Source organism: Streptomyces angustmyceticus (genome assembly GCF_040701845.1).
GTDB lineage: Bacteria > Actinomycetota > Actinomycetes > Streptomycetales > Streptomycetaceae > Streptomyces > Streptomyces angustmyceticus_A.
Window position 1 is genome coordinate 328,654 of sequence record NZ_JBFBHQ010000003.1, and the last position, 26,526, is coordinate 355,179.

Annotated in this window: 22 protein-coding genes, 2 tRNA genes and 1 pseudogene; 11 read left to right on the forward strand and 14 right to left on the reverse strand. The window is 69.2% G+C overall.

What is annotated here, in order from left to right; translation table 11 throughout:
* Positions 1–142 precede the first annotated feature (142 nt).
* Positions 143–215: transfer RNA gene (locus AB0411_RS08850), tRNA-Ala, on the reverse strand.
* A gap of 127 nt (positions 216–342) precedes the next feature.
* On the opposite strand from AB0411_RS08850, the gene AB0411_RS08855 reads away from it, so the two are divergent.
* Both AB0411_RS08855 and AB0411_RS08860 read left to right on the forward strand, forming a co-directional pair.
* Positions 343–891: a helix-turn-helix domain-containing protein gene (locus tag AB0411_RS08855; protein WP_086718572.1), complete on the forward strand. Its 549-nt coding sequence runs from the start codon at positions 343–345 to the stop codon at positions 889–891.
* A 41-nt stretch (positions 892–932) separates the two neighbouring features.
* Positions 933–2,531 carry a serine/threonine-protein kinase gene (locus AB0411_RS08860; RefSeq protein WP_366416573.1) on the forward strand — a complete coding sequence of 533 codons (1,599 nt, stop codon included), beginning with the start codon at positions 933–935 and terminating at the stop codon, positions 2,529–2,531.
* An 89-nt stretch (positions 2,532–2,620) separates the two neighbouring features.
* Here the strand turns inward: AB0411_RS08860 and AB0411_RS08865 are convergent, their stop codons facing one another.
* The 11 genes from AB0411_RS08865 to dnaA all read right to left on the reverse strand — a co-directional run bounded on the left by AB0411_RS08865 (position 2,621) and on the right by dnaA (position 17,839).
* Entirely contained in the window at positions 2,621–4,105 is a 1,485-nt protein-coding gene (locus AB0411_RS08865) for a hypothetical protein (protein WP_366416574.1), read from the reverse strand.
* Between the two features lie 550 nt (positions 4,106–4,655).
* Positions 4,656–4,790, reverse strand: coding sequence for a DLW-39 family protein (locus AB0411_RS08870; RefSeq protein ID WP_003958712.1), 135 nt, complete (start codon positions 4,788–4,790; stop codon positions 4,656–4,658).
* 189 nt (positions 4,791–4,979) lie between these two features.
* Positions 4,980–5,053: transfer RNA gene (locus tag AB0411_RS08875), tRNA-Ile, on the reverse strand.
* An 88-nt stretch (positions 5,054–5,141) separates the two neighbouring features.
* Positions 5,142–5,819 (reverse strand): DUF3566 domain-containing protein, encoded by a 678-nt coding sequence (locus AB0411_RS08880; protein WP_366416575.1) that lies wholly within the window; start codon positions 5,817–5,819, stop codon positions 5,142–5,144.
* 15 nt (positions 5,820–5,834) lie between these two features.
* Entirely contained in the window at positions 5,835–8,459 is a 2,625-nt protein-coding gene (gene gyrA / locus AB0411_RS08885) for a DNA gyrase subunit A (protein ID WP_366416576.1), read from the reverse strand.
* Positions 8,460–8,509: 50 nt separating this feature from the next.
* The gene (gene gyrB / locus AB0411_RS08890; RefSeq protein ID WP_366416577.1) at positions 8,510–10,564 is read right to left on the reverse strand and encodes a DNA topoisomerase (ATP-hydrolyzing) subunit B; all 2,055 of its coding nucleotides are present in this window, start codon (positions 10,562–10,564) and stop codon (positions 8,510–8,512) included.
* 298 nt (positions 10,565–10,862) lie between these two features.
* Positions 10,863–11,393 (reverse strand): DUF721 domain-containing protein, encoded by a 531-nt coding sequence (locus tag AB0411_RS08895; protein ID WP_366416578.1) that lies wholly within the window; start codon positions 11,391–11,393, stop codon positions 10,863–10,865.
* The gene (gene recF / locus AB0411_RS08900) at positions 11,390–12,526 is read right to left on the reverse strand and encodes a DNA replication/repair protein RecF (protein WP_366416579.1); all 1,137 of its coding nucleotides are present in this window, start codon (positions 12,524–12,526) and stop codon (positions 11,390–11,392) included. Before recF ends, AB0411_RS08895 begins: the two co-directional genes overlap by 4 nt.
* A 62-nt stretch (positions 12,527–12,588) precedes the next feature.
* The gene (gene gnd, locus AB0411_RS08905) at positions 12,589–13,467 is read right to left on the reverse strand and encodes a phosphogluconate dehydrogenase (NAD(+)-dependent, decarboxylating) (protein ID WP_366416580.1); all 879 of its coding nucleotides are present in this window, start codon (positions 13,465–13,467) and stop codon (positions 12,589–12,591) included.
* Positions 13,468–13,648: 181 nt separating this feature from the next.
* Positions 13,649–14,779: a DNA polymerase III subunit beta gene (gene dnaN / locus AB0411_RS08910; RefSeq protein WP_366416581.1), complete on the reverse strand. Its 1,131-nt coding sequence runs from the start codon at positions 14,777–14,779 to the stop codon at positions 13,649–13,651.
* Between the two features lie 1,092 nt (positions 14,780–15,871).
* Entirely contained in the window at positions 15,872–17,839 is a 1,968-nt protein-coding gene (dnaA, locus tag AB0411_RS08915; protein ID WP_366416582.1) for a chromosomal replication initiator protein DnaA, read from the reverse strand.
* Between the two features lie 379 nt (positions 17,840–18,218).
* On the opposite strand from dnaA, the gene rpmH reads away from it, so the two are divergent.
* The 9 genes and pseudogenes from rpmH to AB0411_RS08960 all read left to right on the forward strand — a co-directional run bounded on the left by rpmH (position 18,219) and on the right by AB0411_RS08960 (position 25,081).
* Positions 18,219–18,356, forward strand: coding sequence for a 50S ribosomal protein L34 (gene rpmH, locus AB0411_RS08920; protein ID WP_003949374.1), 138 nt, complete (start codon positions 18,219–18,221; stop codon positions 18,354–18,356).
* 24 nt (positions 18,357–18,380) lie between these two features.
* Positions 18,381–18,749: pseudogene (gene rnpA / locus AB0411_RS08925) on the forward strand (ribonuclease P protein component); the annotation flags it as partial.
* An 86-nt stretch (positions 18,750–18,835) separates the two neighbouring features.
* Positions 18,836–19,153 (forward strand): membrane protein insertion efficiency factor YidD, encoded by a 318-nt coding sequence (gene yidD / locus AB0411_RS08930; RefSeq protein ID WP_006604423.1) that lies wholly within the window; start codon positions 18,836–18,838, stop codon positions 19,151–19,153.
* 3 nt (positions 19,154–19,156) lie between these two features.
* Positions 19,157–20,299, forward strand: a complete 1,143-nt coding sequence (gene yidC, locus AB0411_RS08935; protein WP_366416583.1) for a membrane protein insertase YidC — start codon at positions 19,157–19,159, stop codon at positions 20,297–20,299.
* Between the two features lie 14 nt (positions 20,300–20,313).
* Positions 20,314–20,820, forward strand: a complete 507-nt coding sequence (locus tag AB0411_RS08940) for a protein jag (RefSeq protein ID WP_366416584.1) — start codon at positions 20,314–20,316, stop codon at positions 20,818–20,820.
* 135 nt (positions 20,821–20,955) lie between these two features.
* Complete coding sequence (gene rsmG, locus AB0411_RS08945) at positions 20,956–21,681, forward strand: 16S rRNA (guanine(527)-N(7))-methyltransferase RsmG (protein WP_366416585.1); 726 nt, start codon at positions 20,956–20,958, stop codon at positions 21,679–21,681.
* Positions 21,682–21,990: 309 nt separating this feature from the next.
* Complete coding sequence (locus AB0411_RS08950; RefSeq protein WP_366416925.1) at positions 21,991–23,061, forward strand: AAA family ATPase; 1,071 nt, start codon at positions 21,991–21,993, stop codon at positions 23,059–23,061.
* Positions 23,058–24,155 (forward strand): ParB/RepB/Spo0J family partition protein, encoded by a 1,098-nt coding sequence (locus tag AB0411_RS08955; RefSeq protein ID WP_366416586.1) that lies wholly within the window; start codon positions 23,058–23,060, stop codon positions 24,153–24,155. Before AB0411_RS08950 ends, AB0411_RS08955 begins: the two co-directional genes overlap by 4 nt.
* A gap of 308 nt (positions 24,156–24,463) precedes the next feature.
* Entirely contained in the window at positions 24,464–25,081 is a 618-nt protein-coding gene (locus AB0411_RS08960; protein ID WP_030075726.1) for a GNAT family N-acetyltransferase, read from the forward strand.
* A gap of 82 nt (positions 25,082–25,163) precedes the next feature.
* Here the strand turns inward: AB0411_RS08960 and trxA are convergent, their stop codons facing one another.
* Positions 25,164–25,490, reverse strand: a complete 327-nt coding sequence (gene trxA / locus AB0411_RS08965; RefSeq protein WP_030615259.1) for a thioredoxin — start codon at positions 25,488–25,490, stop codon at positions 25,164–25,166.
* 46 nt (positions 25,491–25,536) lie between these two features.
* A complete protein-coding gene (gene trxB / locus AB0411_RS08970; RefSeq protein ID WP_366416587.1) occupies positions 25,537–26,508 on the reverse strand; it encodes a thioredoxin-disulfide reductase in 972 nt (323 codons plus the stop codon).
* Between the last annotated feature and the right edge of the window lie 18 nt (positions 26,509–26,526).

The following is a 26,526-nucleotide window of genomic DNA, read 5'->3' on the forward strand; positions in this document are numbered from 1 at the left end:
CCCCACCCCCTACGAGGGGCGGCGGGCACGGCCCGTTCGCGTACGGGGTCCGACACCGCCACAGCCGGCGGGCCAACACCCCGTCAGGAACCACAAAAGCCCCCCTGACCAGCGGTGACGCCGATCGGAAGGGCTTGGGGAGTGGAGCCTAGGGGAGTCGAACCCCTGACATCTGCCATGCAAAGACAGCGCTCTACCAACTGAGCTAAGGCCCCTTCGCGCACCAGGGTACCCGGTGTCCGACCGCTTTCCCGACCGGGTATCGCCGCACACCGTCGCTCTCCGTAGGATGCTTCGCGAGATTCGCGGCAGCGAAGCGACCGGGGAGACAGGGGAGACGGTATGGACACGGCACAGCAGGAAGCCACCGCGCGGGCCCGGGAGCTGCAGCGCAGTTGGTACGGGGAGCCTCTGGGTGCACTGTTCCGCCGTCTCATCGACGATCTCGGCCTCAACCAGGCCCGGCTCGCCGCTGTGCTCGGCCTGTCGGCCCCGATGCTGTCGCAGCTGATGAGCGGGCAGCGCGCAAAGATAGGCAACCCGGCCGTGGTGCAGCGGGTGCAGGCGCTGCAGGACCTGGCCGGCCAGGTCGCCGACGGCAGCGTCAGCGCCGCCGAGGCCACCGACCGCATGGAGGAGATCAAGAAGACGGCAGGGGGTTCGGTGCTCAACAACACCGCGCAGCAGACGTCGTCGACGGGGGCGACCACGGTCCGGCGTGTGGTGCGGGAGATCCAGTCGCTGCTGCGGTCGGTCTCCGATGCCGGGGACATCATCGATGCGGCGAACACCCTCGCCCCCGCTCACCCCGAACTGGCAGAGTTCCTCCGGGTCTACGGTGCCGGTCGCACCGCGGACGCGGTCGCCCACTACGAGGCGCACCAGAGCTAGCCACAGGGGACCTTGCGAGTTCGGGAAGCGGACGGGGCGCCATGGGTGAGATCTTCGCCGGCCGGTACGAGCTGGTCGACCCGATCGGGCGGGGCGGGGTGGGCGCGGTCTGGCGCGCCTGGGACGCCCGGCGCCGCCGCTACGTCGCCGCCAAGGTGCTGCAGCAGAGCGACGCGCACACCCTGCTGCGCTTCGTCCGCGAACAGGCACTGCGGATCGACCATCCGCATGTGCTCGCCCCGGCGAGCTGGGCCGCTGACGACGACAAGGTCCTGTTCACCATGGACCTGGTGCACGGCGGCTCGCTGGCCCATCTGATCGGGGACTACGGCCCGTTGCCGCCGCGGTTCGTGTGCCTGCTCCTGGACCAGCTGCTGGCCGGGCTGACCGCGGTGCACGCGGAGGGTGTGGTCCACCGCGACATCAAGCCGGCGAACATCCTGCTGGAGGCCACCGGCACCGGCAGGCCGCATCTGCGGCTGTCGGACTTCGGCATCGCGATGCGCAAGGGCGAGCCGCGGCTGACCGAGGCCAACCTCGTGGTGGGCACGCCCGGTTACTTCGCGCCGGAGCAGTTGCAGGGCGCCGAGCCGGACTTCCCCGCGGACCTGTTCGCGGTCGGCCTGGTCGCGCTCTACCTGGTCACCGGCACCAAGCCGGACGCCGACGCCTTGGTCCAGCACTTCACCCGGCACGGCATCCCGAACGCGCCCGAGGGGGTGCCGGAGCCGCTGTGGCAGGTGCTGGCGTCCTTGGTGCACCCCGACCCGGAAGCGCGGTTCAGGACGGCCACGGGGGCCCGCAAGGCGATCATCTCGACGGTCGAACTGCTGCCGGACACGACGATCGAGGACGAGATCGTCGAGGTCTTCGACCACATAGGCCCGCTCCCGGCCGGCTTCGGGGCGGACGGGCCGCTGCGGAACCGGGCGGCCGACGGGCCCGTGACGGCCGGTGCCGCCGCGGGCACCGGGACCACCGGGCAGGTGTCCATGTCGGACACCGGGAGCTTCCAGCTCGCCCCGCCGGAGCCGGGCACCTCGCCGACGCCGGCCCCGCGGCCGATGCCGGGCGGGGCGCCCACCGGCCCGGTCGGTGCGCCTACGGGGCATGGGGCGGTGCCCACCGGGCACGGGGAAGTGGCCACGGGACAGGGGCAGGCGTTCACGGGGCAGGGAGAGGCGCTCACCGGCCGGCGTGCCGCGCCCCCGGACCACGGCGGTCCGTCCACCGGCCAGGGTCGTACACCCACCGGCCACGGCAGTACGGGCAGGGGACACGGCAGTTGGCCCACGGGCCACGGCAGTACGGGCACGGGACACGGCAGTTCCCCCACGGGACAGGGTGTCTGGGCCGGGGCCGGCGCGGCGTCCGGCCCGCCCCTGATTCCTCCCCCGCCCCCGGTGCCCGCGTATGTGCCCACGCCCGCCACCCACCCGGAGCAGTCCGCGACCCGCCCCTATACGGCGCCGCACCCGGTCCCCGGGCAGCCTTCGGTCGGCGCCGCCGTCGCCGCACCGGCCATGGTGGCTCCGGTCGCGCACCGGAGACCGGGACCGCCCGCGAAGGTCGCGATCCCGGTGCTGATCGTGGCGTTGCTGTGCATCGCGGTCGGCGTCTGGGCACTGATCTCCGCCTGAGGCGGCACGGCGGGCCGACCGGGCGCCCGGCCAGGCGGGCGCTGAGCGGTCCAGGAACCACAGCCCCCTGCCTCGACCCGTACCGCCCGCTACCAGCCCTGCGGCGGGCCGAAGGGAGGCTTCTGCCGGGCCTGTTGGGCCGACTGTGTCTCCTGTCCCGGCAGCGAGGGCTGATCGCCCGGACCGCCCACTGCGCCCGGAGTACCCGCCGCCCCCGGCGCGACCGCCGGGACCGCGCCGCCGGCGGCGACCCGTGCGCCGGCCCGGAGGGACCGCCGTGCCATCAGCGTCCACACCCCAAGTCCCGCCAGCAGCACCACCCCCGTACCGATCCCGGCGTAGGCCACCGTCATCAGGGTGCCGCTCTTCGCCGCCTCCTGTTCCGTCTGGCCCTTCCGTGCCGTCTCCTGGTCGTCGGGCGTGACGGAGAAGGTGCCGGTCGGCTCGGCGTAGCCCGGACCGGCCTTGGCGGTGCCGCGGACGTCCACCCGGAGAGTGAGCTCCACGCCCTTGGGGAAGTACCGCTCGGCGTCGGGATGCAGGCTGACCTCGAGGTAGTACCAGCCCGCGAACCGCATCGCGCTGACCGAGTCGGTCGGGTTGAAACGGTTGCCGTACTCGACGGGCGCGGTGAACTCCTTCGCGGCGGCCGGCTTGCCGGTGTACGAGACGAAGCGGAGGTCGCCGACCGCCCCGCGCGCCGGGTTGTAGACGCCCAGACCGAGCATCCGGGCGAGGAAGCCGGAGGACCGGGAGGCCCCGGTGACCCCGGAGGCCCCGGAGGGCGCATTCGGCAGCTCCGCGCTCAGATTGAGCCGCTGTCCCCAGTCCACCGGTACGCGGTAGAAGCGGGTCTCGCCCGGTGTGATCCGGTCCTTCCAGACCCCGGTGCCGACCGAGCCCGCGTCGTTGAAGCCGGTGCCGCCCCTGGCGCTGCGCTTGGTCGCGTCCGTACGCGGTGCGGGCGTGGTGGTGCTCCAACTGCCCTGGGCCGGCCGGGCGGGGGTGGTGCCCCGGAGCGGTGGCTCGTCGAGGTAGTCGATTTCGAGCGGCCAGCTGTCGGCGCCGGAGGTCGCCGACCCCTCGCGGCTGATCACCAGGTAGTACAGGCCGGCCTTCTGACACTCCGTACGGTCGGTGCCGATGCGGCGGCTGGCGTAGTCGGCGATCGGGTACGCCATGCCGCCGCCGTTGAACGACGGACGGGCCTGTGCACCGCAGGTCGTGCCGTCGCTGGCCTGGACGGTGAGGGTCAGCTTGTCGCCGTAGTCCTTGACCTTGGTGCCGGGCCGGGGAGCCGCGACGGCCGAGAAGTACGCGCTGGTCCGGTCGTCCAGGGTGACGGCGTAGTACTTCTGCTCACCGCGCTTGATGGAGTCGGTGTGCAGTCCGGGCTTGAGCCGCGGCGCCCGGCCGGAGTTGGAGGTGCCCTTGGTCGCCGTGGCACCCTCCCCCGTCCGGTAGCGGTGGACGCTGTCGGCCGAGGCCACGCCCACCGCCCCCGGCAGGATCGTCACCGCGGCGAGCGCCGTCAGTGCGGCTATGCCCCTGTGCGTCGTGCGCCCCGTCACCACGAGCCACCCCTCATCGGATCGGAATTCCCGGACCGGACCGTGGCCTCCCGCGGGCCCCGCAGGAAGCCGCGAGACCGGCCGGCAGCACTACACCCACCCCGCCGATGGCGACGGCCACCACGCGTCCTGTGGACCATCCTCCACCGCCGTCCTGCGCGCCGTCTGCCGAGGCCCGGGAATCGACCTGCGGGACATCGGCCGGCACGTCGGACACGACGTGACGCCCTCGCTCACCTGATGTTCCACGTGAAACATCAGCTCCATCGACCACCGTGCGGCATCCGAGCCCAGGGCCGCCTTGCGCTCGACGACCAGCCAGTACATCCGCCGCCCATCACGAATACTTTGCCATTGCAAGCAAATGGTGTGCTTTTGCAAACCCAAGAGGGGTCCCGCCACGATCCACCAACGACATCCAGCCACCCACCCGGACACCGCGACCACCACCTCCGGCCGCCCCCTCCGCCCCGTCGGCCCCCCGGACGCACGAAACCCCGATCACCCAGGGGGCAATCGGGGTCCGTACGAACCTGCTGTGCTGTGAGGGGTCTCAGACACCCGAACCTGCGGGCACGGAGTCGGTCGCCTCCGTCCACAGATCCTGCTCGGCGCGATCCGCCTGGATCTGGCGGTACACGAGGAGCCCGCCGATGGCGGCCAGTGCGACCAGGAGAAGCTTCTTCACCGCGCGACCTCGTCTTTCGTTGACGTAGGGGACCTATGTCGGCCGATGATACACACCGGCCGATACCGATTGGTTACCTAGCCCGCGGCCGGCAACACCTCATCCGAGGCCGCTGCCGCGAGCCAACTTCCGCCTCCGTACAACGAATCGGCCCGGCCGGGGAGTTCCCCGGCCGGGCCGATTGTGCAGTGCGGCTACCAGGACTTGAACCTGGGGCCTCTTCCTTATCAGGGAAGCGCTCTAACCGTCTGAGCTATAGCCGCGCGTTCGCTGCACCGAAAGATTAGCGCACTTCAGAGGCGTTCCCAAAATCGGTTCCCGGAGCCTCCCGAACGCCCTCCCATGAGGGGGTCACTCGTCCTCGGCAAGGGTGAGTTCCACACCGCCGACGAAGCCCGCCGACAGGTTGTAGATGAACGCGCCGAGCGTGGCCAGCGCGGTCGCCAGCACCACGTCGATCACCGCGATGATCGACGTGAACAGCAGCACCCGCGGCAGCGACAGGAACGACTGCAGATCGAAGCCGCCGCCGTCGCCGGAGCCGGTGGCCTCGCTGATCGTCCCGCCGACCGTGGAGAAGACACCCATCGCGTTCATGACCATCCACAGCACCGCGGCGGCCACGACCGTGCAGATGCCCAGCGCGATGGAGAGCAGGAAGCTGACCTTCATGACGGACCACGGATCGGCCCGCGCCACCCGCAGCCGGGCCTTGCGGGTCCGCGGGGCCGTACGGGCGCCCGTACGCGGCAGGCGCACCGCCTGCCCGCCGCCCTTCCCACCACCGGTGGGATACGCCTGAGGCGGCTGGTACGGCTGCTCGGCGCCGCCCCCGGCCTTCCCCTGGGGCTGCGGTTGCGGCTGACGGGTATCGGTCACGGGTCCCCCCTCGTGCGAGCCCTCGTCCCGGGACCCGCTGTCGGAAACGGCGGAGCCACGGGCGCTGTCCTCCGTCACGGTTGCGGGTCCGGACGGGGAATCCTTCCCGGCTCCCGATCGACCCGCCGCAGCGCCCGTGGCTCCACTCACGACCTACTCCTCGTGCTACTCCGCCGCGGGCTGCTCGCCCTCGGCCGCCGTGGGCACGGTCTCCTCGGCCGCGTCGGCCTCGTCGGGCACCGCGCCCCCGTCGACCTCTTCGGCTTCACGACCGGCCTCGGCGTTCCATGCGATGCCGACCACAGCATCACGCTTGCCCAGGTTGATCAGTTGAACGCCCATGGTGTCACGGCCGGTCTCCCGCACCTCGTTGACCCGCGTACGGATCACGCCACCGCCGAGTGTCACCGCGAGGATCTCATCGGTCGCCTCGACGACCAGCGCTCCGACCAGGGAGCCCCGGTCCTCCACGATCTTCGCGGCCTTGATCCCCAGACCGCCGCGGCCCTGGACGCGGTACTCGTCGACCGCGGTGCGCTTGGCGTACCCGCCGTCGGTGGCGGTGAACACGAAGGTGTTGGCACGGACCACGTTCATCGAGAGCAGCTCGTCGCCCTCGCGGAAGCTCATGCCCTTCACACCGGACGTGGCCCGGCCCATCGGGCGCAGCGCCTCGTCCGTCGCCGTGAACCGGATCGACTGGGCCTTCTTGCTGATCAGCAGCAGGTCGTCGTGCTCCGACACCAGCTCGGCGCCGATCAGCTCGTCGTCGGTGCCGTCCTCCTGCTCGCGCAGGTTGATCGCGATGACACCGCCGGAGCGCGGCGAGTCGTAGTCCTTGAGCGGCGTCTTCTTCACCAGGCCGGCCTTGGTGGCGAGCACCAGGTACGGCATGGCCTCGTAGTCGCGGATCGCCAGGATCTGCGCGATCTGCTCGTCCGGCTGGAAGGCGAGAAGGTTGGCCACATGCTGACCCCGGGCGTCGCGTCCCGCGTCGGGGAGTTCGTACGCCTTGGCGCGGTAGACCCGGCCCTTGTTCGTGAAGAACAGCAGCCAGTGGTGGGTGGTGGAGACGAAGAAGTGGTCGACGATGTCGTCTTCCTTGAGCTTCGTGCCCCGTACGCCCTTGCCGCCGCGCTTCTGCGAGCGGTAGTCGTCGGTCTTCGTCCGTTTCACATAGCCGCCACGGGTGATCGTGACGACGATGTCCTCCTCGGCGATCAGGTCCTCGATGGACATGTCGCCCTCGAAGGGCACCAGCTTGGAGCGCCGGTCGTCGCCGAACTTGTCGACGATGGCGGCGAGTTCCTCGCTGATGATCTGGCGCTGGCGCTCCGGGGAGGCCAGGATCGCGTTGTACTCGTTGATCTTGCGCTGCAGCTCGTCGTGCTCGGCGGTGATCTTCTGGCGCTCCAGGGCGGCCAGCCGGCGCAGCTGCATCTCCAGGATCGCGTTCGCCTGGATCTCGTCGATCTCCAGCAGGCCCATCAGGCCCTCGCGCGCCACCTCGACCGTCTCACTGCGCCGGATCAGCGCGATGACCTCGTCGATGGCGTCCAGCGCCTTGAGCAGGCCGCGCAGGATGTGCGCCCGCTCCTCGGCCTTGCGCAGCCGGAACTTCGTCCGGCGGACGATGACCTCGATCTGGTGCGTCACCCAGTTGCGGATGAACGCGTCCAGCGAGAGCGTGCGCGGCACCCCGTCGACCAGCGCCAGCATGTTCGCGCCGAAGTTGGTCTGCAGATCGGTGTGCTTGTAGAGGTTGTTGAGGACGACCTTGGCGACCGCGTCCCGCTTGAGCACGATGACCAGACGCTGGCCGGTGCGCGAGGAGGTCTCGTCGCGGACGTCCGCGATGCCGCCGATCTTGCCGTCCTTCACCAGGTCGGCGATCTTCTGCGCGAGGTTGTCCGGGTTGACCTGGTAGGGCAGCTCGGTGACCACCAGGCACTGGCGGTTCTGGATCTCCTCGACCGCCACCACCGCGCGCATCGTGATCGAGCCGCGGCCCGTGCGGTAGGCCTCCTCGATGCCCTTGCGGCCCACGACCAGCGCGCCGGTGGGGAAGTCCGGGCCCTTGATCCGCTCGATCAGCGCGTCCAGCAGCTCCTCGGAGGAGGCCTCGGGGTGCTCCAGCGCCCACTGGGCACCGGCCGCGACCTCGCGCAGGTTGTGCGGCGGGATGTTCGTCGCCATACCGACCGCGATACCGGCCGAACCGTTGATCAGCAGGTTCGGGAAGCGCGCCGGCAGGACCGTCGGCTCCTGGTTACGGCCGTCGTAGTTGTCCTGGAAGTCGACGGTCTCCTCGTCGATGTCCCGGAGCATCTCCATGGACAGCGACTTCATCTTGCACTCGGTGTACCGCATGGCCGCGGCCGGGTCGTTGCCCGGGGAGCCGAAGTTGCCGTTGGAGTCGACCAGCGGCATCCGCATCGACCACGGCTGCGCCAGGCGCACCAGGGCGTCGTAGATCGAGGAGTCGCCGTGCGGGTGGTACGTACCCATGACGTCGCCGACGACGCGGGCGCACTTGTAGAAGCCCTTCTCGGGGCGGTAGCCGCCGTCGTACATCGCGTACAGGACGCGGCGGTGGACGGGCTTGAGGCCGTCCCGGACGTCCGGCAGCGCACGCGAGACGATGACGGACATCGCGTAGTCGAGGTAGGAGCGCTGCATCTCCGTCTCGAGCCCGACGGGCTCGACACGCATCCCGACGCCTTCGATGGCGGCGGGCGCGCCCTCGGCGGTCACGCCGTCCGGGGTCACAGGGGGGTTCTCGTCGGCCATGGTGGTTCAAAGTCCTTTCGAGCTGCGGCTGTTGTTCGGGCCGACAGGGCTCAGATGTCGAGGAAGCGGACGTCCTTGGCGTTGCGCTGGATGAACGAGCGGCGCGCCTCGACGTCCTCGCCCATCAGCACGGAGAACAGGTCGTCCGCACGGGCCGCGTCGTCCAGCGAGACCTGACCGAGGACCCGGTGGTCGGTGTCCATGGTCGTGATGCGCAGCTCCTCGGCGTTCATCTCACCGAGACCCTTGAACCGCTGGATCGAGTCCTCGCGGATCCGCTTGCCGTTCTGCTTGCCGAGCTCGATCAGCGCGTCCCGCTCCGCGTCGGAGTAGGCGTACTCGAAGTCGTCCCGGCCCCACTTGATCTTGTACAGCGGCGGGCGGGAGAGGTAGACGTGCCCGGCCTCGACCAGCGGACGCATGAAGCGGAAGAGGAAGGTGAGCAGCAGGGTGTTGATGTGCTGACCGTCGACGTCGGCGTCCGCCATCAGGATGATCTTGTGATAGCGGAGCTTCTCGATGTCGAAGTCCTCGTGCACGCCGGTGCCGAACGCCGAGATCAGCGCCTGGACCTCGTTGTTCTGCAGGATCTTGTCGACCCTGGCCTTCTCGACGTTGAGGATCTTGCCTCGGATCGGCAGGATCGCCTGGTACTCCGGGTTGCGGCCGGACTTGGCCGAGCCGCCGGCGGAGTCACCCTCGACGATGAAGATCTCGCACTTGGTCGGGTCGTTGGACTGGCAGTCGCTCAGCTTGCCCGGCAGCGACGCCGTCTCCAGCAGGCCCTTGCGGCGGGTCAGATCCCGCGCCTTGCGGGCCGCCACGCGCGCGGTCGCGGCCTGGATGCCCTTGCGGATGATGTCCGCGGCCTCGTTGGGGTTGCGGTCCAGCCAGTCCGTGAGGTGCTCGTGGACGATCTTCTGCACGAAGGTCTTGGCCTCGGTGTTGCCGAGCTTCGTCTTGGTCTGGCCCTCGAACTGCGGCTCGCCGAGCTTGATCGAGATGATCGCCGTCAGACCCTCGCGGATGTCCTCGCCCGTGAGGTTGTCGTCCTTCTCGCGCAGCAGCTTCTTGTCGCGCGCGTAACGGTTGATCAGACCCGTCAGCGCCGCGCGGAAGCCCTCCTCGTGGGTACCGCCCTCATGGGTGTGGATGGTGTTCGCGAAGCTGTAGACACCCTCGCTGTACTGGGTGTTCCACTGCATCGCGAGCTCGACCGAGAGCAGCCGCTCCTTGTCCTCGGCCTCCACCGCGATCACCGTCGGGTGCACCAGCTCGCCCTTGCGCGAGTTGAGGTACGTCACGAAGTCGACGATGCCGCCCTCGTAGTGGTACCGCACCGAGAGCGGCTTGCCCTCCTCGTCCACATGGTCCGGACGCTCGTCCGTCAGCGAGATCGTCAGGCCCTTGTTGAGGAACGCCATCTCCTGGAAGCGCCGGGAGAGCGTCTCGAAGGAGTACTCGGTCGTCTCGAAGATGTCGCCGTCGGCCCAGAAGGTGACGGACGTGCCGGTCGACTCGACCGCCTCGTTCTTCGCCAGCGGCGCGGTCGGCACACCGAGCTTGTAGTCCTGCGTCCAGCGGTGGCCCTCCGTGCGGACCTCGACCGACACCCGCTGCGACAGCGCGTTCACGACGGAGACACCCACGCCGTGCAGACCACCGGAGACCGCGTAGCCGCCGCCGCCGAACTTGCCGCCGGCGTGCAGCACCGTCATCACGACCTCGACGGCCGGCTTGTTCTCCGACGGCACGATGCCGACCGGGATACCGCGGCCGTTGTCCACGACGCGCACGCCGCCGTCCGGCAGGATCGTCACCTCGATGGTGTCCGCGTGCCCGGCCATCGCCTCGTCGACGGAGTTGTCGACCACCTCTTGCACGAGGTGGTGCAGACCCCGCTCGCCCGTCGAGCCGATGTACATGCCGGGGCGCTTGCGGACCGCGTCCAGGCCTTCGAGGACGGTGATCGCACTGGCGTCGTACGACTTCTCCACCGCGGAGTCGCCCACGGCGCCGGCAGGAACCCCCTCTTCAGTAGAAGTCGTGTTGTTCTCGTTGAGGTCGCCGGAGTCGGCCACGAAGCGCCCTTTCTGGCACAGCACGAGCCCTTCCGCGCCTGCGGGGGTCACCCCTGGGAAGACAGGCGGGCGGGGCTGCGTCGTTCGACATGTTCCGCGAGTGGGCGGGATTGGCACCAGTCTACCGGTAGCGCCGACACTCATGGGGGTTTGCAGGCACCTGAGTCGTCATGTGCCGCCCTGAACTGGCGTCCGCCGACTCCCCATATTCGAGCAGGGGCCTCAGGACGCTCACACGGGCACTCAGCGCTTCGGACTGTCAACCGGCGGCTACCGTGAGCGGGGTCTCATCCGCCTCACCCGTTAAGGGGCGTCCCAGGGGTCAGCCGTAGGTGTCGCCGGGGCCCTTGCTGCCCGGTGCCCGCAGCGATCCGTACCGGCGCGCCGGGCCTCCGGGACCCAGCACCTTGATCATCTTTACGGTGCCGTGGCCGAGGTCCTCGTTGAGGCGGGCCACCAACGTCGGGGCCAGCAGCCGCAGCTGCGTCGCCCAGGCCGTCGAATCGCACTGGACCGTCAGGACCCGGGCGTCCTCGTCGTACTTCTGCGGCTCGCAGTGCTGCGCCACCTCGGGCCCGACCAGCTGCGGCCAGCGCCCCATCACCCCGCCGACCGCGGCCGGGGTCTCCCAGCCGCGCTCCGTGATCAGCCGGTTGATGGCCGCACCGAGCGGCAGCGGGTCGCGGCCGTCCGCCCGCGCTCCGGAGCGCAGCCCCCCACGCCTGGCCTGCTTCTTCTGCTGCGCGGCCGCGCCCCGCGCACGCGCCTGCTCCTTGGCGGCCACCAGCGCCTGCCGGGCCAGGTCCACACCCGAGAGCTCGGGGGACGGCCGGTCGGGCTGCTCCTCGCTCACGAGGTCACCTTCTCCGCGGTGCCGTCGGACACCGCATAGCGCGCCCCGGCCAGGACGCCCGGCACATCGTCGTCCACCGCGGCCGTCACCAGCACCTGCTCGCCCGGCGCCACCAGCTCCGCCAGCCGCTCGCGGCGCCGCGCGTCCAGCTCGGCGAAGACGTCGTCGAGCACGAGCACCGGTTCGTTGCCCTCGGCCCGCAGCAGGTCGTACGAGGCCAGCCGCAGCGCCAGCGCATACGACCAGGACTCGCCGTGGCTGGCGTACCCCTTCGCCGGGAGCTGCCCCAGCTTGAGCACCAGATCGTCGCGGTGCGGGCCGACCAGCGTCACCCCGCGCTCGATCTCGCCCTTACGGGCCTCGCCGAGCGCCGCCAGCAGCACGCCGTACAGCTCCTCGCGGGTCGCGGCGGCGGCCATCGCCTCGCCCGCCGAACCGCGGTACTCCAGCGCCAGCGGCCCGCCGCCCGGCGCCAGCTGCTCATAGGCCTTGTCCGCGAGCGGCTGCAGCGCGGCGATCAGGTCCAGCCGCTGCGCCAGCAGCTCGGCGCCCGCGCGGGCCAGATGCTGGTCCCACACGTCCAGTGTCGACAGGTCCATCTGCCGCCCGCCGTGCCTGCGCGCCAGCGCCGCGGTCTTCAGCAGGGTGTTGCGCTGCTTGAGGACACGGTCGTAGTCCGAGCGCACCCCGGCCATCCGCGGCGAGCGCGCGGTGATCAGCTCGTCCAGGAACCGCCGCCGCTCGCCCGGATCGCCCTTGACCAGCGCCAGGTCCTCCGGCGCGAACAGCACCGTCCGGACGATCCCCAGCACGTCCCGCGGCTTGACCTGCGACGACCTGTTGATCCTGGCGCGGTTGGCCTTGCCCGGATTGAGCTCCAGCTCGACCAGCTGCTGCCGCTCGCCCTGGACGACCGCGGCCCGGATGATCGCCCGCTCGGCGCCCATCCGCACCAGCGGGGCGTCCGAGGAGACGCGGTGGCTGCCGAGCGTGGCGAGGTAGCCGACCGCCTCGACGAGATTGGTCTTGCCCTGCCCGTTGGGGCCCACGAACGCCGTGACGCCCGGGTCGAGCGGAACCTCGACCCGGGCGTACGAGCGGAAGTCGGCGAGGGACAGATGCGTGACGTGCATGGCTGGGCGCCGACCTCCCCCGGCTGTTGCTTGTGCTTGCTGACGGTGTGTGCGGTGGTCCGCTACTTCTTGCTCTCGACCGCGTGGCCGCCGAACTGGTTGCGGAGCGCGGCGATCATCTTCATCTGCGGGGAGTCGTCCTGACGGGACCCGAAGCGCGCGAAGAGCGAGGCCGTGATCGCGGGCAGCGGCACGGCGTTGTCGATCGCGGCCTCGACCGTCCAGCGGCCCTCACCGGAGTCGGCGGCGAAGCCGCGGAGCTTCTCGAGGTGCTCGTCGTCGTCGAGGGCGTTGACGGCCAGGTCGAGCAGCCAGGAGCGGATGACCGTGCCCTCCTGCCAGGAGCGGAAAACCTCGCGCACATCGGTGACGGAGTCGACCTTCTCCAGCAGCTCCCAGCCCTCGGCGTAGGCCTGCATCATCGCGTACTCGATGCCGTTGTGGACCATCTTGGCGAAGTGGCCGGCACCGACCTTGCCGGCGTGCACGGAGCCGAAGTCGCCCTCGGGCTTGAGCGCGTCGAAGATCGGCTGCACCTTCGCGACATCGTCCTTGTCGCCGCCGTACATCAGGGCGTAGCCGTTCTCCAGGCCCCAGACGCCGCCGGAGACGCCGCAGTCGACGAAGCCGATGCCCTTGGCCTTCAGCTCCTCGGCGTGCTTCTCGTCGTCGGTCCAGCGGGAGTTGCCGCCGTCCACGACGATGTCACCCGGCGAGAGCAGCTCGGCCAGCTCGTCGATCGTGGACTGGGTGGCGGCACCGGCCGGCACCATGACCCAGACCACCCGCGGACCCTTGAGCTTGTCCACAAGCCCCTGGAGGCTGTTGACATCCGCCACGTCGGGGTTGCGGTCGTATCCGATGACGGTGTGGCCGGCGCGGCGAATGCGCTCGCGCATATTGCCGCCCATCTTGCCGAGACCGACGAGACCGAGCTCCATCAGAGACCCTCTTTGCACGTAGTGGTTGCTGTTCGTACCCGGGTCCGAGCCTACGCCCGCAGGTCCGCGCACACCTGTGGGCTCAGCCGCTCATCAGGGCCCTTCAGCCGGTCGCCGCAAGGTCCGTGGCCAGGGCGCTGTCCGGTGTCCGCCGGACAGCCGCCACCCTGCCGTCCGGCCGTCAGCCCGAGAGCCGCACCGGCATGATCAGGTACTTGTACGCGTCGTCCGCCTCGGCGTCCTTGTCCGGCCGGCCGCTCAGCAGCGCGGGCTTGGTCGAGGTCGTGAAGGACAGCTGCGCCACCGGGGAGTCGATGGCCGACAGTCCCTCCAGGAGGAAGCCGGGGTTGAAGGCGATCGAGATGTCGTCGCCGTCCAGGTCGGCGTCGACCCGCTCCACAGCCTGTGCGTCGTCGCTGGAGCCGGCCTCCAGGATCAGCACACCCTGCTCGAAGCTCAGCCGGACCGGGGTGTTCCGCTCGGCCACCAGCGCCACACGCTTGACGGCCTCGACGAACGGGGCGGTCTCGATCACGGCGACCGAATTGAACTCGGTCGGGAAGAGGGTGCGGTACTTCGGCAGATCGCCTTCCAGCAGACGCGTCGTCGTCCGCCGCCCGGCGCCCTCGAAACCGATCAGGCCCTCGCCCTGGCCGGAGCCGGACAGCGCGAGCGTGACGGTGTCGCCGCTGCTCAGGGACTTGGCGGTGTCCAGCAGCGTCTTGGCGGGGACCAGCGCGACGGCGGAGGCGTCCGGGCTCTCCGGCTTCCACAGGAACTCGCGCACGGCGAAGCGGTAGCGGTCGGTGGAGGCGAGGGTGACGGTGTCGCCCTCGATCTCGATCCGTACGCCGGTGAGCACCGGGAGGGTGTCGTCACGGCCGGCGGCGATGGCGACCTGGGCGGCGGCCGCGGCGAAGACCTCACCGGGGACGGTGCCGGTGGCGGTGGGCATCGTCGGCAGGGACGGGTACTCCTCCACAGGCAGTGTGTGGAGGGTGAAGCGCGAGGAGCCGCAGACGACGGTGACCCGTACACCGTCGGTGGAAATCTCCACCGGGCGGTTGGGGAGCGCACGGCAGATGTCGGCGAGCAGGCGGCCGGAGACGAGGACCGTTCCCTCTTCGTCGATCTCTGCTTCCACCGAGACCCGCGCGGAGACCTCGTAGTCGAAGCCGGAGAGGCTCAGCGCGCCGTCCTCCGCCTTCAGCAGCAGGCCCGCGAGGACGGGCACCGGCGGACGGGCCGGGAGGCTCTTGGCCGCCCAGGCCACTGCCTCCGCGAGTACATCGCGCTCCACCCGGATCTTCACCGGAAACCGCCTCCTGCTGTTGCTGGCTCTCGCCCTGCTGGCCTTCGTCGTCGGCTGGGTTGCCGGAGACCAGTCTGACGCACGCCACCGACAGTCGGTGCGGCTCGGGGTCAAGTCGACTCGACCGGTGCCGGACGCTCGGCGGCCAACTTGTGCACAGGCCCCGTTTCCGAGCGAGTTCCCCGGTAGATATCCGTGGTCGTAGTAGTAGGGGCTGTGGAAACCGTGGACAACTGCTTTTGCGCAGGTCAACACGGATTTTTTGTCCACCGCTCCTGTGGGCGGAGGTCGTGGAAAAGCCGGCGTCTCTGTGGACCGCCGGAAGTTCTGCACACCCGGTGCACAGGGGGCAGCCACTTCTCCCCAGCGCCATCCCCAGCTTTACCCACGTTCCCCACAGCCCAATCAACCACCTTGGTGTGACCGCTTTCACTCGGCCCGGTGAGAGCGGGTGTCGCGTTGCCGAACAGTGGACAGCGGTGTGGAGAAGCTGGGGATTGCTGGGGACAACAGCGGCTTGCCTGTGGGCGGGCGGTGGACAAGCCGCGGCCCCTCCTGTGGACGGATTCTTTGTCCACACCCTGTGGAGGAGGGTTGACCACAAATCCACACGCGGCTGACCTCCTCCGATGCTCCGTCAGAACACCGGCCTGTGGATCCCACAGGGATAACTTTCCCCTCCCCAGCGTGTGGACGGAAGATTCTTGCCCAATCTGTGGAGAGAAGCCGTGACCGGCCGCGGAATCGAACACTGTCGGCGCGCTCCACAGGTTTGGGACGGTGGCGGGACGGATCGGAGTGGTCTTCGGAGGGGGCGGGAGCGGCTCTGATCGGGGTGGGGAGAGGGGCGTGATGCGTTCAGGAGGGCTCGGAGCGCTGGGGGACGCTCGCCCAGTGGGCGTTGCGCGCTGGCCGGACCGGACCTGCCCGGTGCGGGAGTCGGACGAGGAAGGGCGGTGACACGGGCGCCTCGCCGCACGGGCCGTACGACACGACTGAGGGCGCTGCCGGAAAAGGATCCGGAGCGCCCTCGGACGTCCTGCGGTGGCGGTGAGCCGGAGTGGGGGCCCGTTGGACCGGCGGTGGCCGGCCTCAGCCGTTCTTGATGCGGTTGGTGAGCTCGGTGACCTGGTTGTAGATCGAGCGCCGCTCGGCCATCAGCGCGCGGATCTTGCGGTCGGCGTGCATCACGGTCGTATGGTCCCGGCCGCCGAACTGCGCGCCGATCTTCGGCAGTGAGAGGTCGGTCAGCTCCCGGCACAGATACATGGCGATCTGGCGGGCGGTGACCAGCACCCGGCTGCGCGACGAGCCGCACAGGTCGTCGATGGTCAGCCCGAAGTAGTCGGCGGTCGAGGCCATGATCGCGGTCGCGGTGATCTCCGGGGCGGCGTCCTCGCCACCGGGGATCAGGTCCTTCAGCACGATCTCGGTCAGCCCCAGGTCCACCGGCTGCCGGTTGAGCGAGGCGAACGCGGTGACCCGGATCAGCGCACCCTCCAGCTCGCGGATGTTGCGCGAGATCCGGGACGCGATGAACTCCAGCACCTCCGGGGGCGCGTTCAGCTGCTCCTGGACCGCCTTCTTGCGCAGAATCGCGATCCGGGTCTCCAGCTCGGGCGGCTGGACGTCGGTGATCAGGCCCCACTCGAAGCGGTTGCGGAGCCGGTCCTCCAGGGTGACCAGTTGCTTGGGCGGCCGGTCACTGGAGAGCACGATCTGCTTGTTGGCGTTGTGCAGCGTATTGAAGGTGTGGAAGAACTCCTCCTGCGTCGACTCCTTGCTCGCCAGGAACTGGATGTCGTCGACCAGCAGGATGTCCATGTCGCGGTAGCGCTTGCGGAACGCGTCCGCCTTGCCGTCGCGGATGGAGTTGATGAACTCGTTGGTGAACTCCTCCGAGCTCACGTACCGCACCCGGGTGCCCGGATAGAGGCTGCGCGCGTAGTGGCCGATCGCGTGCAGCAGGTGGGTCTTGCCGAGACCGGACTCCCCGTAGATGAACAGCGGGTTGTACGCCTTGGCCGGCGCCTCGGCGACGGCGACCGCGGCGGCGTGCGCGAAGCGGTTGGAGGCACCGATGACGAAGGTGTCGAAGAGGTACTTCGGGTTCAGCCGCGCGGTCGGCTCCCCGGGGCCGGTCGCCGGCGCGGGCTGCGCGGCGAGGGGACTGGGCGCACCGCTGGGCGCGGGCAGAACGGCGCCGGGGCCCGAAACGCCCGTGCGGCCGTTGTGCCCGCCGGGCTGGTGCTCGGAGAGGTCACGGCGCGGCTGGTCATAGGGGGAGCGGCCGTCGGAGTGCTGCGGCGGCCCGCTGCGGTCGGGCGCCTGCCCGCGGTAGTCGTTCTGCCGCTGCTGGTGCTGCCCTCCATGGGACGACGGGCCGGCATAGGGGTCGCGCTCGGGGAAGCCGCCCAGGTGCTGCTGCTGCCAGCCGTAGTCCTCGCGCGGGCCGGGGCCGCCGGCCATGCCGGAGGAGTGCTGCGGCCAGCCGCCTGGCTCGTGCCGGGGCTGCTGGTAGTCCGGATAGGCGGGGCGGACGCCGGGCAGGTCGTCGCCCTGGTGCCCGTAGCCCTGCCGGTTCTCGTGACGGCTGTCGTGCCGGGGCTCATGCCGGTTGTCGTGCCGCGCTTCGTAGCCGTCGTAGGCATCGTGCTGCTGCTGGGACTGATGCGGCTGTTGATGGAGCGGCGCGTGCTGCTGGGGCGACTGGTGTTGCTGCGACTGGTGCTGCGGCGACGGCTGGTGCTGGGGCGCGGGCGGCGCGGAGTGCGCCGGGGGCTCCTCGGAGGAGTCGTCGACGGTGATCGCGATCCGGATCGGGCGGCCGCACTCATGGCTGAGGGCCTCCCCGATCAGTGGCGCCAGCCGGCCTTCGAGCACACCCTTGGCGAACTCGTTGGGGACGGCCAGCAGTGCGGTGTCGGCGACCAGTGCCAGAGGCTGAGTGCGCTTGAGCCAGTCCTGGTCCTTGGGCTTGAGGCCGTCGGCCTCCGCGCGAAGGAGATGGTCGAGCACGCGCGGCCACACTGCGGCAAGATCGGCAGGTACATCAGCCACGGGGCACGCTCTCTCAGCAGTCCCACGAATGTGTGATTCTCAGGACGGGCGGGAAGGAATCGGGGTTCAGCCACGGTAGTCAGGGCGGGCCTGGGGATTCAAGTTGTTGTCCACAGGCTGTGCATAGTGTGTCCTGACAAGGTGCCGGTCGGCGCTGCCGAAGAGCCGGTTTGACCGGATGGCGTAGCCGCGCGTACCGTGACCAGGTCGAGTTGTCGATGGCTGCTGCCGCCTGCCTCCGATGGGCAAAGATCACGCTCGAGTGATCGTGTAGCGGTGCACTTAGGCGTTGCGAGCTACTCGTGGGCGCACGGTGACAGCCAATCGACGCCCCACATCTGTCTCTTTTTGAGACAACAAGCATTCCTGGAGCCCCCGAGTGAGCAAGCGCACCTTCCAGCCGAACAACCGCCGCCGCGCGAAGACCCACGGCTTCCGCCTGCGCATGCGGACCCGCGCCGGCCGCGCGATTCTCGCGTCCCGCCGTGGCAAGGGTCGCGCCCGCCTGTCGGCCTGAGCAGCCAGAACCTAGGTCCATGACGTGCTGCCTACCGAGAATCGGCTGAGGCGGCGCGAGGACTTCGCGAACGCGGTACGCCGGGGACGCAGGGCTGGTCGCCCGCTCCTTGTCGTTCATTTCCGCAGCGGCTCAACGGACCCGCACGGGTCGGGGGAAAGTGTTCCCTCGGCACGTGCGGGTTTCGTCGTGAGCAAGGCAGTGGGCAACGCGGTCGTGCGCAACAAGGTCAAGCGCAGGCTCCGGCATCTCGTGCGCGACCGGCTGGACCGGCTGCCCGCCGGTAGCCTGGTTGTCGTACGGGCCCTGCCCTGCGCGGGTGATGCGGATCACGACCAGCTGGCCCGCGACCTGGATGCCGCCCTGGAGCGGCTGCTGGGAGGGGTGCCGAGAGGCTGCAATCCCCCGGGGGCTGTGACTGGCGGCGGCATCGCCGCGGGCCCCCGGAACCCCGGACGGGACCCGGGAGGGAGCGCACAGTGAAGTACCCGCTGCTGCTTTTGATCAAGATCTACCAGTGGACCATCAGCCCCTTGTTGGGACCGGTCTGCAAGTACTACCCGTCGTGCTCGCACTATGGCTACACGGCCATCGACCGGCACGGCGCGGTGAAAGGGACTGCGCTGACAGCCTGGCGCATCCTGCGATGCAATCCGTGGTCGCTCGGTGGCGTCGACCACGTCCCTCCCCGGAAGCGTCCGGTTTGGCATCAGCGGCTGAGGAGCCGCCTGGGCGGGCCCACCGTCCCTGAGCCTGTCGCCCAGCCCGAGACTCAGCCCAACGCCCAAGGAGCCTGATTCGTGGACACGATCCTCGGTCCCCTCTATATCGCTGTTTCCTGGATCATCGTCCAGTTCCACTCGTTCTACAGCCTGATCTTTGACAAGAACAGTGGCGCGGCGTGGGGTCTGTCCATCGTCTCGCTGGTGGTGCTGATCCGTATCTGCCTGATCCCGCTCTTTGTGAAGCAGATCAAGTCGACGCGGAACATGCAGGCGCTCCAGCCGAAGATGAAGGCGATCCAGGAGCGCTACAAGAGCGACAAGCAGCGCCAGTCCGAAGAGATGATGAAGCTCTACAAGGAGACGGGCACCAACCCGCTCTCGAGCTGTCTCCCGATTCTGGCCCAGTCGCCGTTCTTCATCTCGCTGTACCAGGTCCTGAGCCACATCGCGCAGAACAAGACCGTCGGCGTCATCGACCAGCCGCTGCTGGAGAGCGCACAGAAGGCGCACATCTTCGGTGCGCCGCTGGCGGCGAAGTTCATGGACAGCGCGGAGAAGATCCAGAGCCTGGGCGCTTCCGTGGTCGACGTCCGCGTGGTCACGATCATCATGATCGTCCTGATGTCGGCGTCGCAGTTCTACACGCAGCGCCAGCTGATGACCAAGAACGTCGACCTCACGGTGAAGACGCCGTTCATGCAGCAGCAGAAGATGCTGATGTACGTCTTCCCCATCATGTTCGCCGTCTTCGGCATCAACTTCCCCGTCGGTGTTCTCGTCTACTGGCTGACCACCAACGTGTGGACCATGGGCCAGCAGATGTTCGTCATCCGCCGTAACCCGACCCCGGGCAGCAAGGCCTTCGAGGAGCGCCAGGAGCGGCTGCGGGCCGCCGGCAAGCTCGTCGAGGACCCGGCCGCCGTCGAGGCGAAGCAGGCCGCCGAGGAGGCGCGCCAGAACCGCCAGCAGCCCAAGCGTCAGTCGAAGTCCCAGCGGCAGACCGGCGGCGCTGCCCCGGCCGGCGGTGCGCAGAACCGTACGCGAGCCGGATCCGCGTCGGGCGGCACGGGCGCCGGACAGGGTGCTGCGAAGAAGCAGTCGCTGGAGAAGAAGGACGCGCAGGACGGCAAGGAGAAGGGCGGCGCCTCCGGGTCCCGCACGACCAAGTCCGGCCAGCGCAAGGGCCAGCAGCGCCCCAAGCACCCGTCCAAGAAGTAAGAAGGAGTCCTTTCGTGACGGACACGACCCCTGCCACCAAGGGCACCGACACCCTGACGCGCCTGGAGCAGGAAGGCGAGATCGCGGCCGACTACCTCGAGGGTCTGCTGGACATCGCCGACCTCGACGGTGACATCGACATGGACGTCGAGGCCGACCGTGCCGCTGTGTCGATCATCAGCGAGTCGACCAGCCGTGACCTGCAGAAGCTGGTGGGCCGCGACGGTGAGGTGCTGGAGGCCCTGCAGGAGCTGACCCGGCTGGCCGTTCACCGTGAAACCGGTGACCGCAGCCGTCTGATGCTGGACATCGCCGGCTTCCGGGCGCGTAAGCGCGAGGAACTCGCGGAGATCGGCGCGAAGGCGGCCGAGGAGGTCAAGGGCACCGGCAAGCCGGTGAAGCTCGACCCCATGACCCCGTTCGAGCGCAAGGTCGTCCACGACGCGGTGGCAGCGGCCGGGCTCCAGAGCGAGTCCGAGGGCGAGGAGCCGCAGCGCCGAGTGGTTGTTCTCCCGGCCTGACCGCTCAGCGCTCCCGTTTTCCTTTGGCCCCGTCTGCTCGCAGGCGGGGCCAAAACTTGTCAGCGTTCTGTGTTATCCCGGGTGCGGAACCCGGGTTCCCGACAGGAAAAGCAGTCCAGAGGAAGGGCGGTTCCCGTGACGGAGGCAGCAGCGGAGCTCCCTCCTGCGCCGAAGGCGGCGGAGGAGGTTTTCGGCGAGCGCTTTCCGGAGGCCGTGCGGTACGGCGAACTGCTCGCCGATGCCGGCGTGCGGCGTGGGCTCATCGGCCCGCGCGAGGTGCCGCGGCTGTGGGAGCGGCATCTGTTGAACTGTGCGGTGCTCTCCGAGGTGGTGCCCGAAGGCGTCTCGGTCTGCGATGTGGGCTCGGGGGCCGGACTGCCGGGTATCCCGCTGGCCCTCGTGCGTCCGGACCTGAAGATCACCTTGCTGGAGCCGCTGCTGCGGCGCACGAACTTCCTTCAGGAGGTCGTCGAGCTGCTGGGGCTGGACCATGTCACCGTCGTGCGCGGGCGCGCCGAGGAGGTCATGGGCAAGCTGCCCCAGGTGCATGTGGTGACGGCGCGGGCTGTCGCCCCGCTCGACCGGCTGGCCGGCTGGGGGGTTCCGCTTCTGCGTCCTTACGGCGAGATGCTGGCGCTCAAGGGCGATGCCGCGGAGGAGGAGCTCAAGGGCGCCCGGGCGGCGCTGAGCAAGCTGGGCGTGGTGGAGACGTCCGTGGTGCACGTGGGCGAGGGTGTGGTGGATCCGCCGTCGACCGTCGTGCGGGTCGAGGTGGGCGAGAGCCCCGGCGGTGTGCGCTTCGCGGCCAAGCGGGCGAAGGCGGCCCGGGTGGGTCGTGCGTCGAGGGGCCGCCGGCGCTGACGCCCCGGTGCCGGAGCACCACCACAGACCGGCAGGGAGACGAAGGGGCGCCGTTCCGTAAGGAATAGGAGCGGACGAACTTCCTCAATGCCACCAAAACGACACAAGACGGAGTGTCGCGGCTTATTCAGGCGTGACGCTGGCATCGTGTTTCACGTGAAACGTCGTTCTCTGCTGCAAGGGATCATCGATCGTGGTCGTGCGGCCGCCGCGCCGCGCGACCCTAGGCCCACAAGGGTGAGCGAAGTATCCACAGAAGTGGATTCGTCCACAGGAGAACGGACCTCACTGGTTCACGACGCCGAAAGCATGGCAGGCTCTGAACATTGCGAGCCTGATGTCGAGGAGAGTGAATCCTTGCGGTCCGACGCCAACATCGCGGGACCGATGACCGATCCGGTCCCCGGTCCCCGTAGCGAGTCGTTCGGGGACGACGTTTCACGTGAAACGCCGCCCCCGATGGACGACACCCCGATCGGTCGTGCAGCTCAGCTGGCGGTGGAGGCACTTGGCCGCGCGGGTGAGGGGCTGCCCCGGCCTGAACAGACTCGGGTCATGGTGGTTGCCAACCAGAAGGGCGGGGTCGGCAAGACCACGACCACGGTGAACCTGGCAGCCTCATTGGCCTTGCACGGTGCGCGGGTTCTGGTGATCGATCTCGATCCCCAGGGCAACGCGTCGACGGCACTGGGGATCGACCATCACTCCGAAGTGCCCTCCATCTACGACGTGCTGGTGGAGAGCAAGCCGCTCTCCGATGTGGTGCAGCCGGTCGTGGATGTGGAGGGCCTGTTCTGCGCGCCTGCCACGATCGATCTGGCCGGTGCGGAGATCGAGCTGGTCTCCCTGGTGGCCCGTGAGAGCCGGCTCGACCGCGCCATCAAGGCGTATGAACAGCCACTGGACTACATCTTCATCGACTGCCCGCCCTCGCTCGGCCTGCTGACGGTCAACGCTCTGGTGGCCGGCGCCGAGGTCCTGATCCCGATTCAGTGCGAGTACTACGCGCTGGAGGGGCTGGGCCAGCTGCTCCGGAACGTCGATCTGGTGCGAGGGCATCTCAACCCCAAGCTCCATGTCTCGACGATTCTGCTCACCATGTACGACGGCCGCACCCGGCTGGCCTCTCAGGTCGCCGACGAGGTGCGCAGTCACTTCGGCCACGAGGTGCTCCGTACGAGCATCCCCCGCTCGGTGCGTATCTCCGAGGCACCCAGCTATGGGCAGACAGTGCTCACCTATGACCCGGGATCCAGCGGCTCGCTCTCCTACCTCGAAGCGGCCCGAGAGATCGCGTTGCGTGGGGTCCCGCAGACCGGGGGTCAGGGCCTCAACGTGAACTATGAAGCACAGCACAGCATCCCGGAGGGGACTCAGTGAGCGAACGACGTAGAGGCCTGGGCCGTGGGCTCGGTGCGCTGATCCCCGCCGCACCGCAGAGCACGGACCATGCTGGGCCTGCCGGGCAGGGGGCGGCGTCGCCGTCGTCCGCGCCGGTATTGGCCCCGGAACGAGGAGTGGCGGCCGCCAAGGTCACGTCGCTGCCGACGCGCGGTGTTTCACGTGAAACGGAAGCGCAGGCCGGGACGGAGGCATCCTCGGCGGGCGTCTCGGAGGTGGCAGGCGCGCACTTCGCAGAGGTGCCGCTGGACGCGATCCGGCCGAACCCGCGACAGCCGCGAGAGGTCTTCGACGAGGACGCCCTTGCCGAGCTGGTCACCTCCATCAAGGAGGTGGGCCTGCTCCAGCCGGTGGTGGTCCGTCAGACGGGACCGGGGCGGTATGAGCTCATCATGGGTGAGCGCCGCTGGCGGGCCTGCCGGGAAGCCGGCCTGGAGAAGATTCCCGCGATCGTGCGGGCCACGGACGATGAGAAGCTGCTGCTCGATGCGCTTCTGGAGAACCTCCACCGGGCACAGCTCAACCCGCTGGAAGAGGCAGCCGCCTACGATCAGCTGCTGAAGGACTTCAAGTGCACGCATGACGAGCTGGCCGACCGGATCGGGCGTTCGCGCCCGCAGGTCTCCAACACGCTGCGGCTGCTGAAGCTCTCGCCGTCCGTCCAGAAGCGGCTCGCCGCGGGTGTGCTCTCCGCGGGACACGCGCGCGCTCTGCTGTCCGTGGAGGACTCGGAGGAGCAGGACAACCTCGCCCGCCGCATTGTGGCGGAGGGGCTGTCGGTGCGTTCCGTCGAGGAGATCGTCACGCTGATGGGGTCCACCCCCAAGAGCGCGAGCAAGGCCAAGGGGCCCCGTGCGGGCGCCCGGGTGTCCCCCGCGCTCACGGGTCTGGCCTCCAGGCTGTCCGACCGCTTCGAGACCCGGGTGAAGGTCGACCTGGGCCAGAAGAAGGGCAAGATCGTCGTCGAGTTCGCCTCGATGGACGACCTGGAGCGCATCCTCGGCACGCTCGCTCCTGGTGAGGGGCGCGTCCTGGGCGATTCGCTGGCCGAGGAGCACGACGAGGAAGAGTGAGCTGACGCTCTCGGCTCCTGGGCGGGCCGTGTTCCGGAACTCGAACCGGAACACGGCCCGCCCTTTGCTCTCTTGCGGTACCCGTGCCCGTAAAGGGTGGATACGATGCGATCGGGTATGGCACGCATCCATCTGGAGAGACCTCACACCGAGGAGAGGGCCATGCAATCGGTGAGCCGCACCGGACTGTTGGCAGCGGGGTTCGGCCTCGCAGCTCTTGGAGGGTTCGTCGGTGGTCTGCTCAGGGAGCAGGCGGCGCTGACGGGGCTTCGTGGTGCGGCGGGCGAGAGAAGTGAGGACCTGGTTCCATGGGCCGTCGGCTCGTACCGCTCACGTTGGACAACCTTCCAGACCTCCCCAAGCGTTGCCGCTCCTGTGTCTTCTGGGAGCTCGACCCCGTCAGCGGTGAGGCCGCGGTAAAGGCGGGGCGCCCGGAGCTCGAAAAGGAAGCCTGGATCTCGGCAGTACTGCTGGAGTGGGGGTCCTGCGGACGGGTGGTCTATGTCGACGAGGTGCCCGTCGGGTTCGTGATGTACGCCCCGCCGGCCTATGTGCCGCGCTCCACGGCCTTCCCCACCAGCCCGGTCTCCCCGGATGCGGTGCAGCTGCTGACAGCGTGGCTGATCCCCGGCTATCAAGGTCAGGGGCTCGGTCGGGTGATGGTCCAGACAGTCGCCAAGGACCTCATCCAGCGCGGCTTCAAAGCGATCGAGGCCTTTGGCGACGCCCGCTGGAGCGAGCCGGCGTGTGTGCTGCCCGCCGATCATCTCCTCGCGGTCGGCTTCAAGACCGTACGACCCCACCCCCGCTTCCCCCGGCTGCGCCTTGAGCTGCGGACCACGATCTCGTGGAAGGAAGACGTCGAGCTGGCCCTCGACCGCTTGCTGGGAGCGGTCCAGAAGGAACCGGCGCTGCGGCCGCTGTAGGGCGCTTGGTTTCCCGTGAAACAGAGAACGGGCCCACCCCTCAAGGGGCGGGCCCGTTTCCCGTGAAACGTAGCGGTGTGACTCAGGCGAGGTAGTCCGCCAGGTCGCGCTCGATCGCGGCCTTCGGCTTGGCGCCGACGATGGTCTTCACGACCTCGCCGCCCTGGTAGACGTTCATGGTCGGGATCGACATGACGCCGTACTTGGCGGTGGTGGCCGGGTTCTCGTCGGTGTTCAGCTTGGCGATGACGATCTCGTCGTGCTCAGCGGCAATCGCCTCAAGGGACGGGGCGACCTGGCGGCACGGGCCGCACCAGGTGGCCCAGAAGTCCACGAGGACGGGCTTGTCGCTCTTGAGGACGACCTCTTCGAAGTTGTCGTCCGTGACGGTCACCGTGGCGCCGGCCATGGCAATCTCCTTACTCGGTGGGTGGTGGGAAAGCTGGGTGAGCGGATCAGACGGAGGCGGTCTTGTCCGGCTCGGACGCCTCGCTGTCCGACAGCGCAGCGAGGAACCGCTCGGCGTCGAGGGCGGCGGAGCAGCCCGTGCCGGCCGCGGTGATCGCCTGGCGGTAGGTGTGGTCGACAACATCGCCGGCGGCGAAGACGCCCGTGAGGTTGGTCCGCGTGCTGGGCGCGTCGACCTTGAGGTAGCCCTCGTCGTCGAGCTTCAGCTGCCCCTTGAACAGCTCGGTCCGCGGGTCGTGGCCGATCGCGATGAAGAGGCCGGTGACGGGGAGCTCGGAGGTCTCACCCGTGGTGCGGTTGCGCAGCGTCAGACCGGAGAGCTTGCTCTCACCGTGGATCTCAGTGATCTCGCTGTCCCACACAAACTTGATCTTCGGGTCGGCGAAGGCGCGCTCCTGCATCGCCTTGCTGGCCCGCAGGGTGTCGCGGCGGTGGACCACCGTGACCGACTTGGCGAAGCGGGAGAGGAAGGTGGCCTCCTCCATCGCGGTGTCGCCTCCGCCGATGACGGCGATGTCCTGGTCCTTGAAGAAGAACCCGTCGCAGGTGGCGCACCAGGAGACGCCACGGCCGGAGAGCTCGTCCTCACGGGGGAGGCCGAGCTTGCGGTGCTGGGAGCCGGTGCTGACGATCACGGTCTTTGCCCGGTGCACATTGCCGGCGGTGTCCGTGACGGTCTTGATCTCCTCGGAGAGGTCGACCGAGACAATGTCGTCCGGCACCAGCTCGGCGCCGAAGCGCTCCGCCTGGGCGCGCATGTTGTCCATGAGGTCCGGCCCCATGATGCCGTCGCGGAAGCCGGGGAAGTTCTCCACGTCAGTGGTGTTCATCAGCGCGCCTCCGGCGGTGACGGCACCTTCGAAGACCAGCGGCTTCAGGGACGCGCGGGCGGTGTAGAGCGCTGCGGTGTAGCCCGCGGGCCCGGAGCCGATGATGATCACGTTGCGGACGTCGCTCACGGGTGTCTTCCTTGTCTC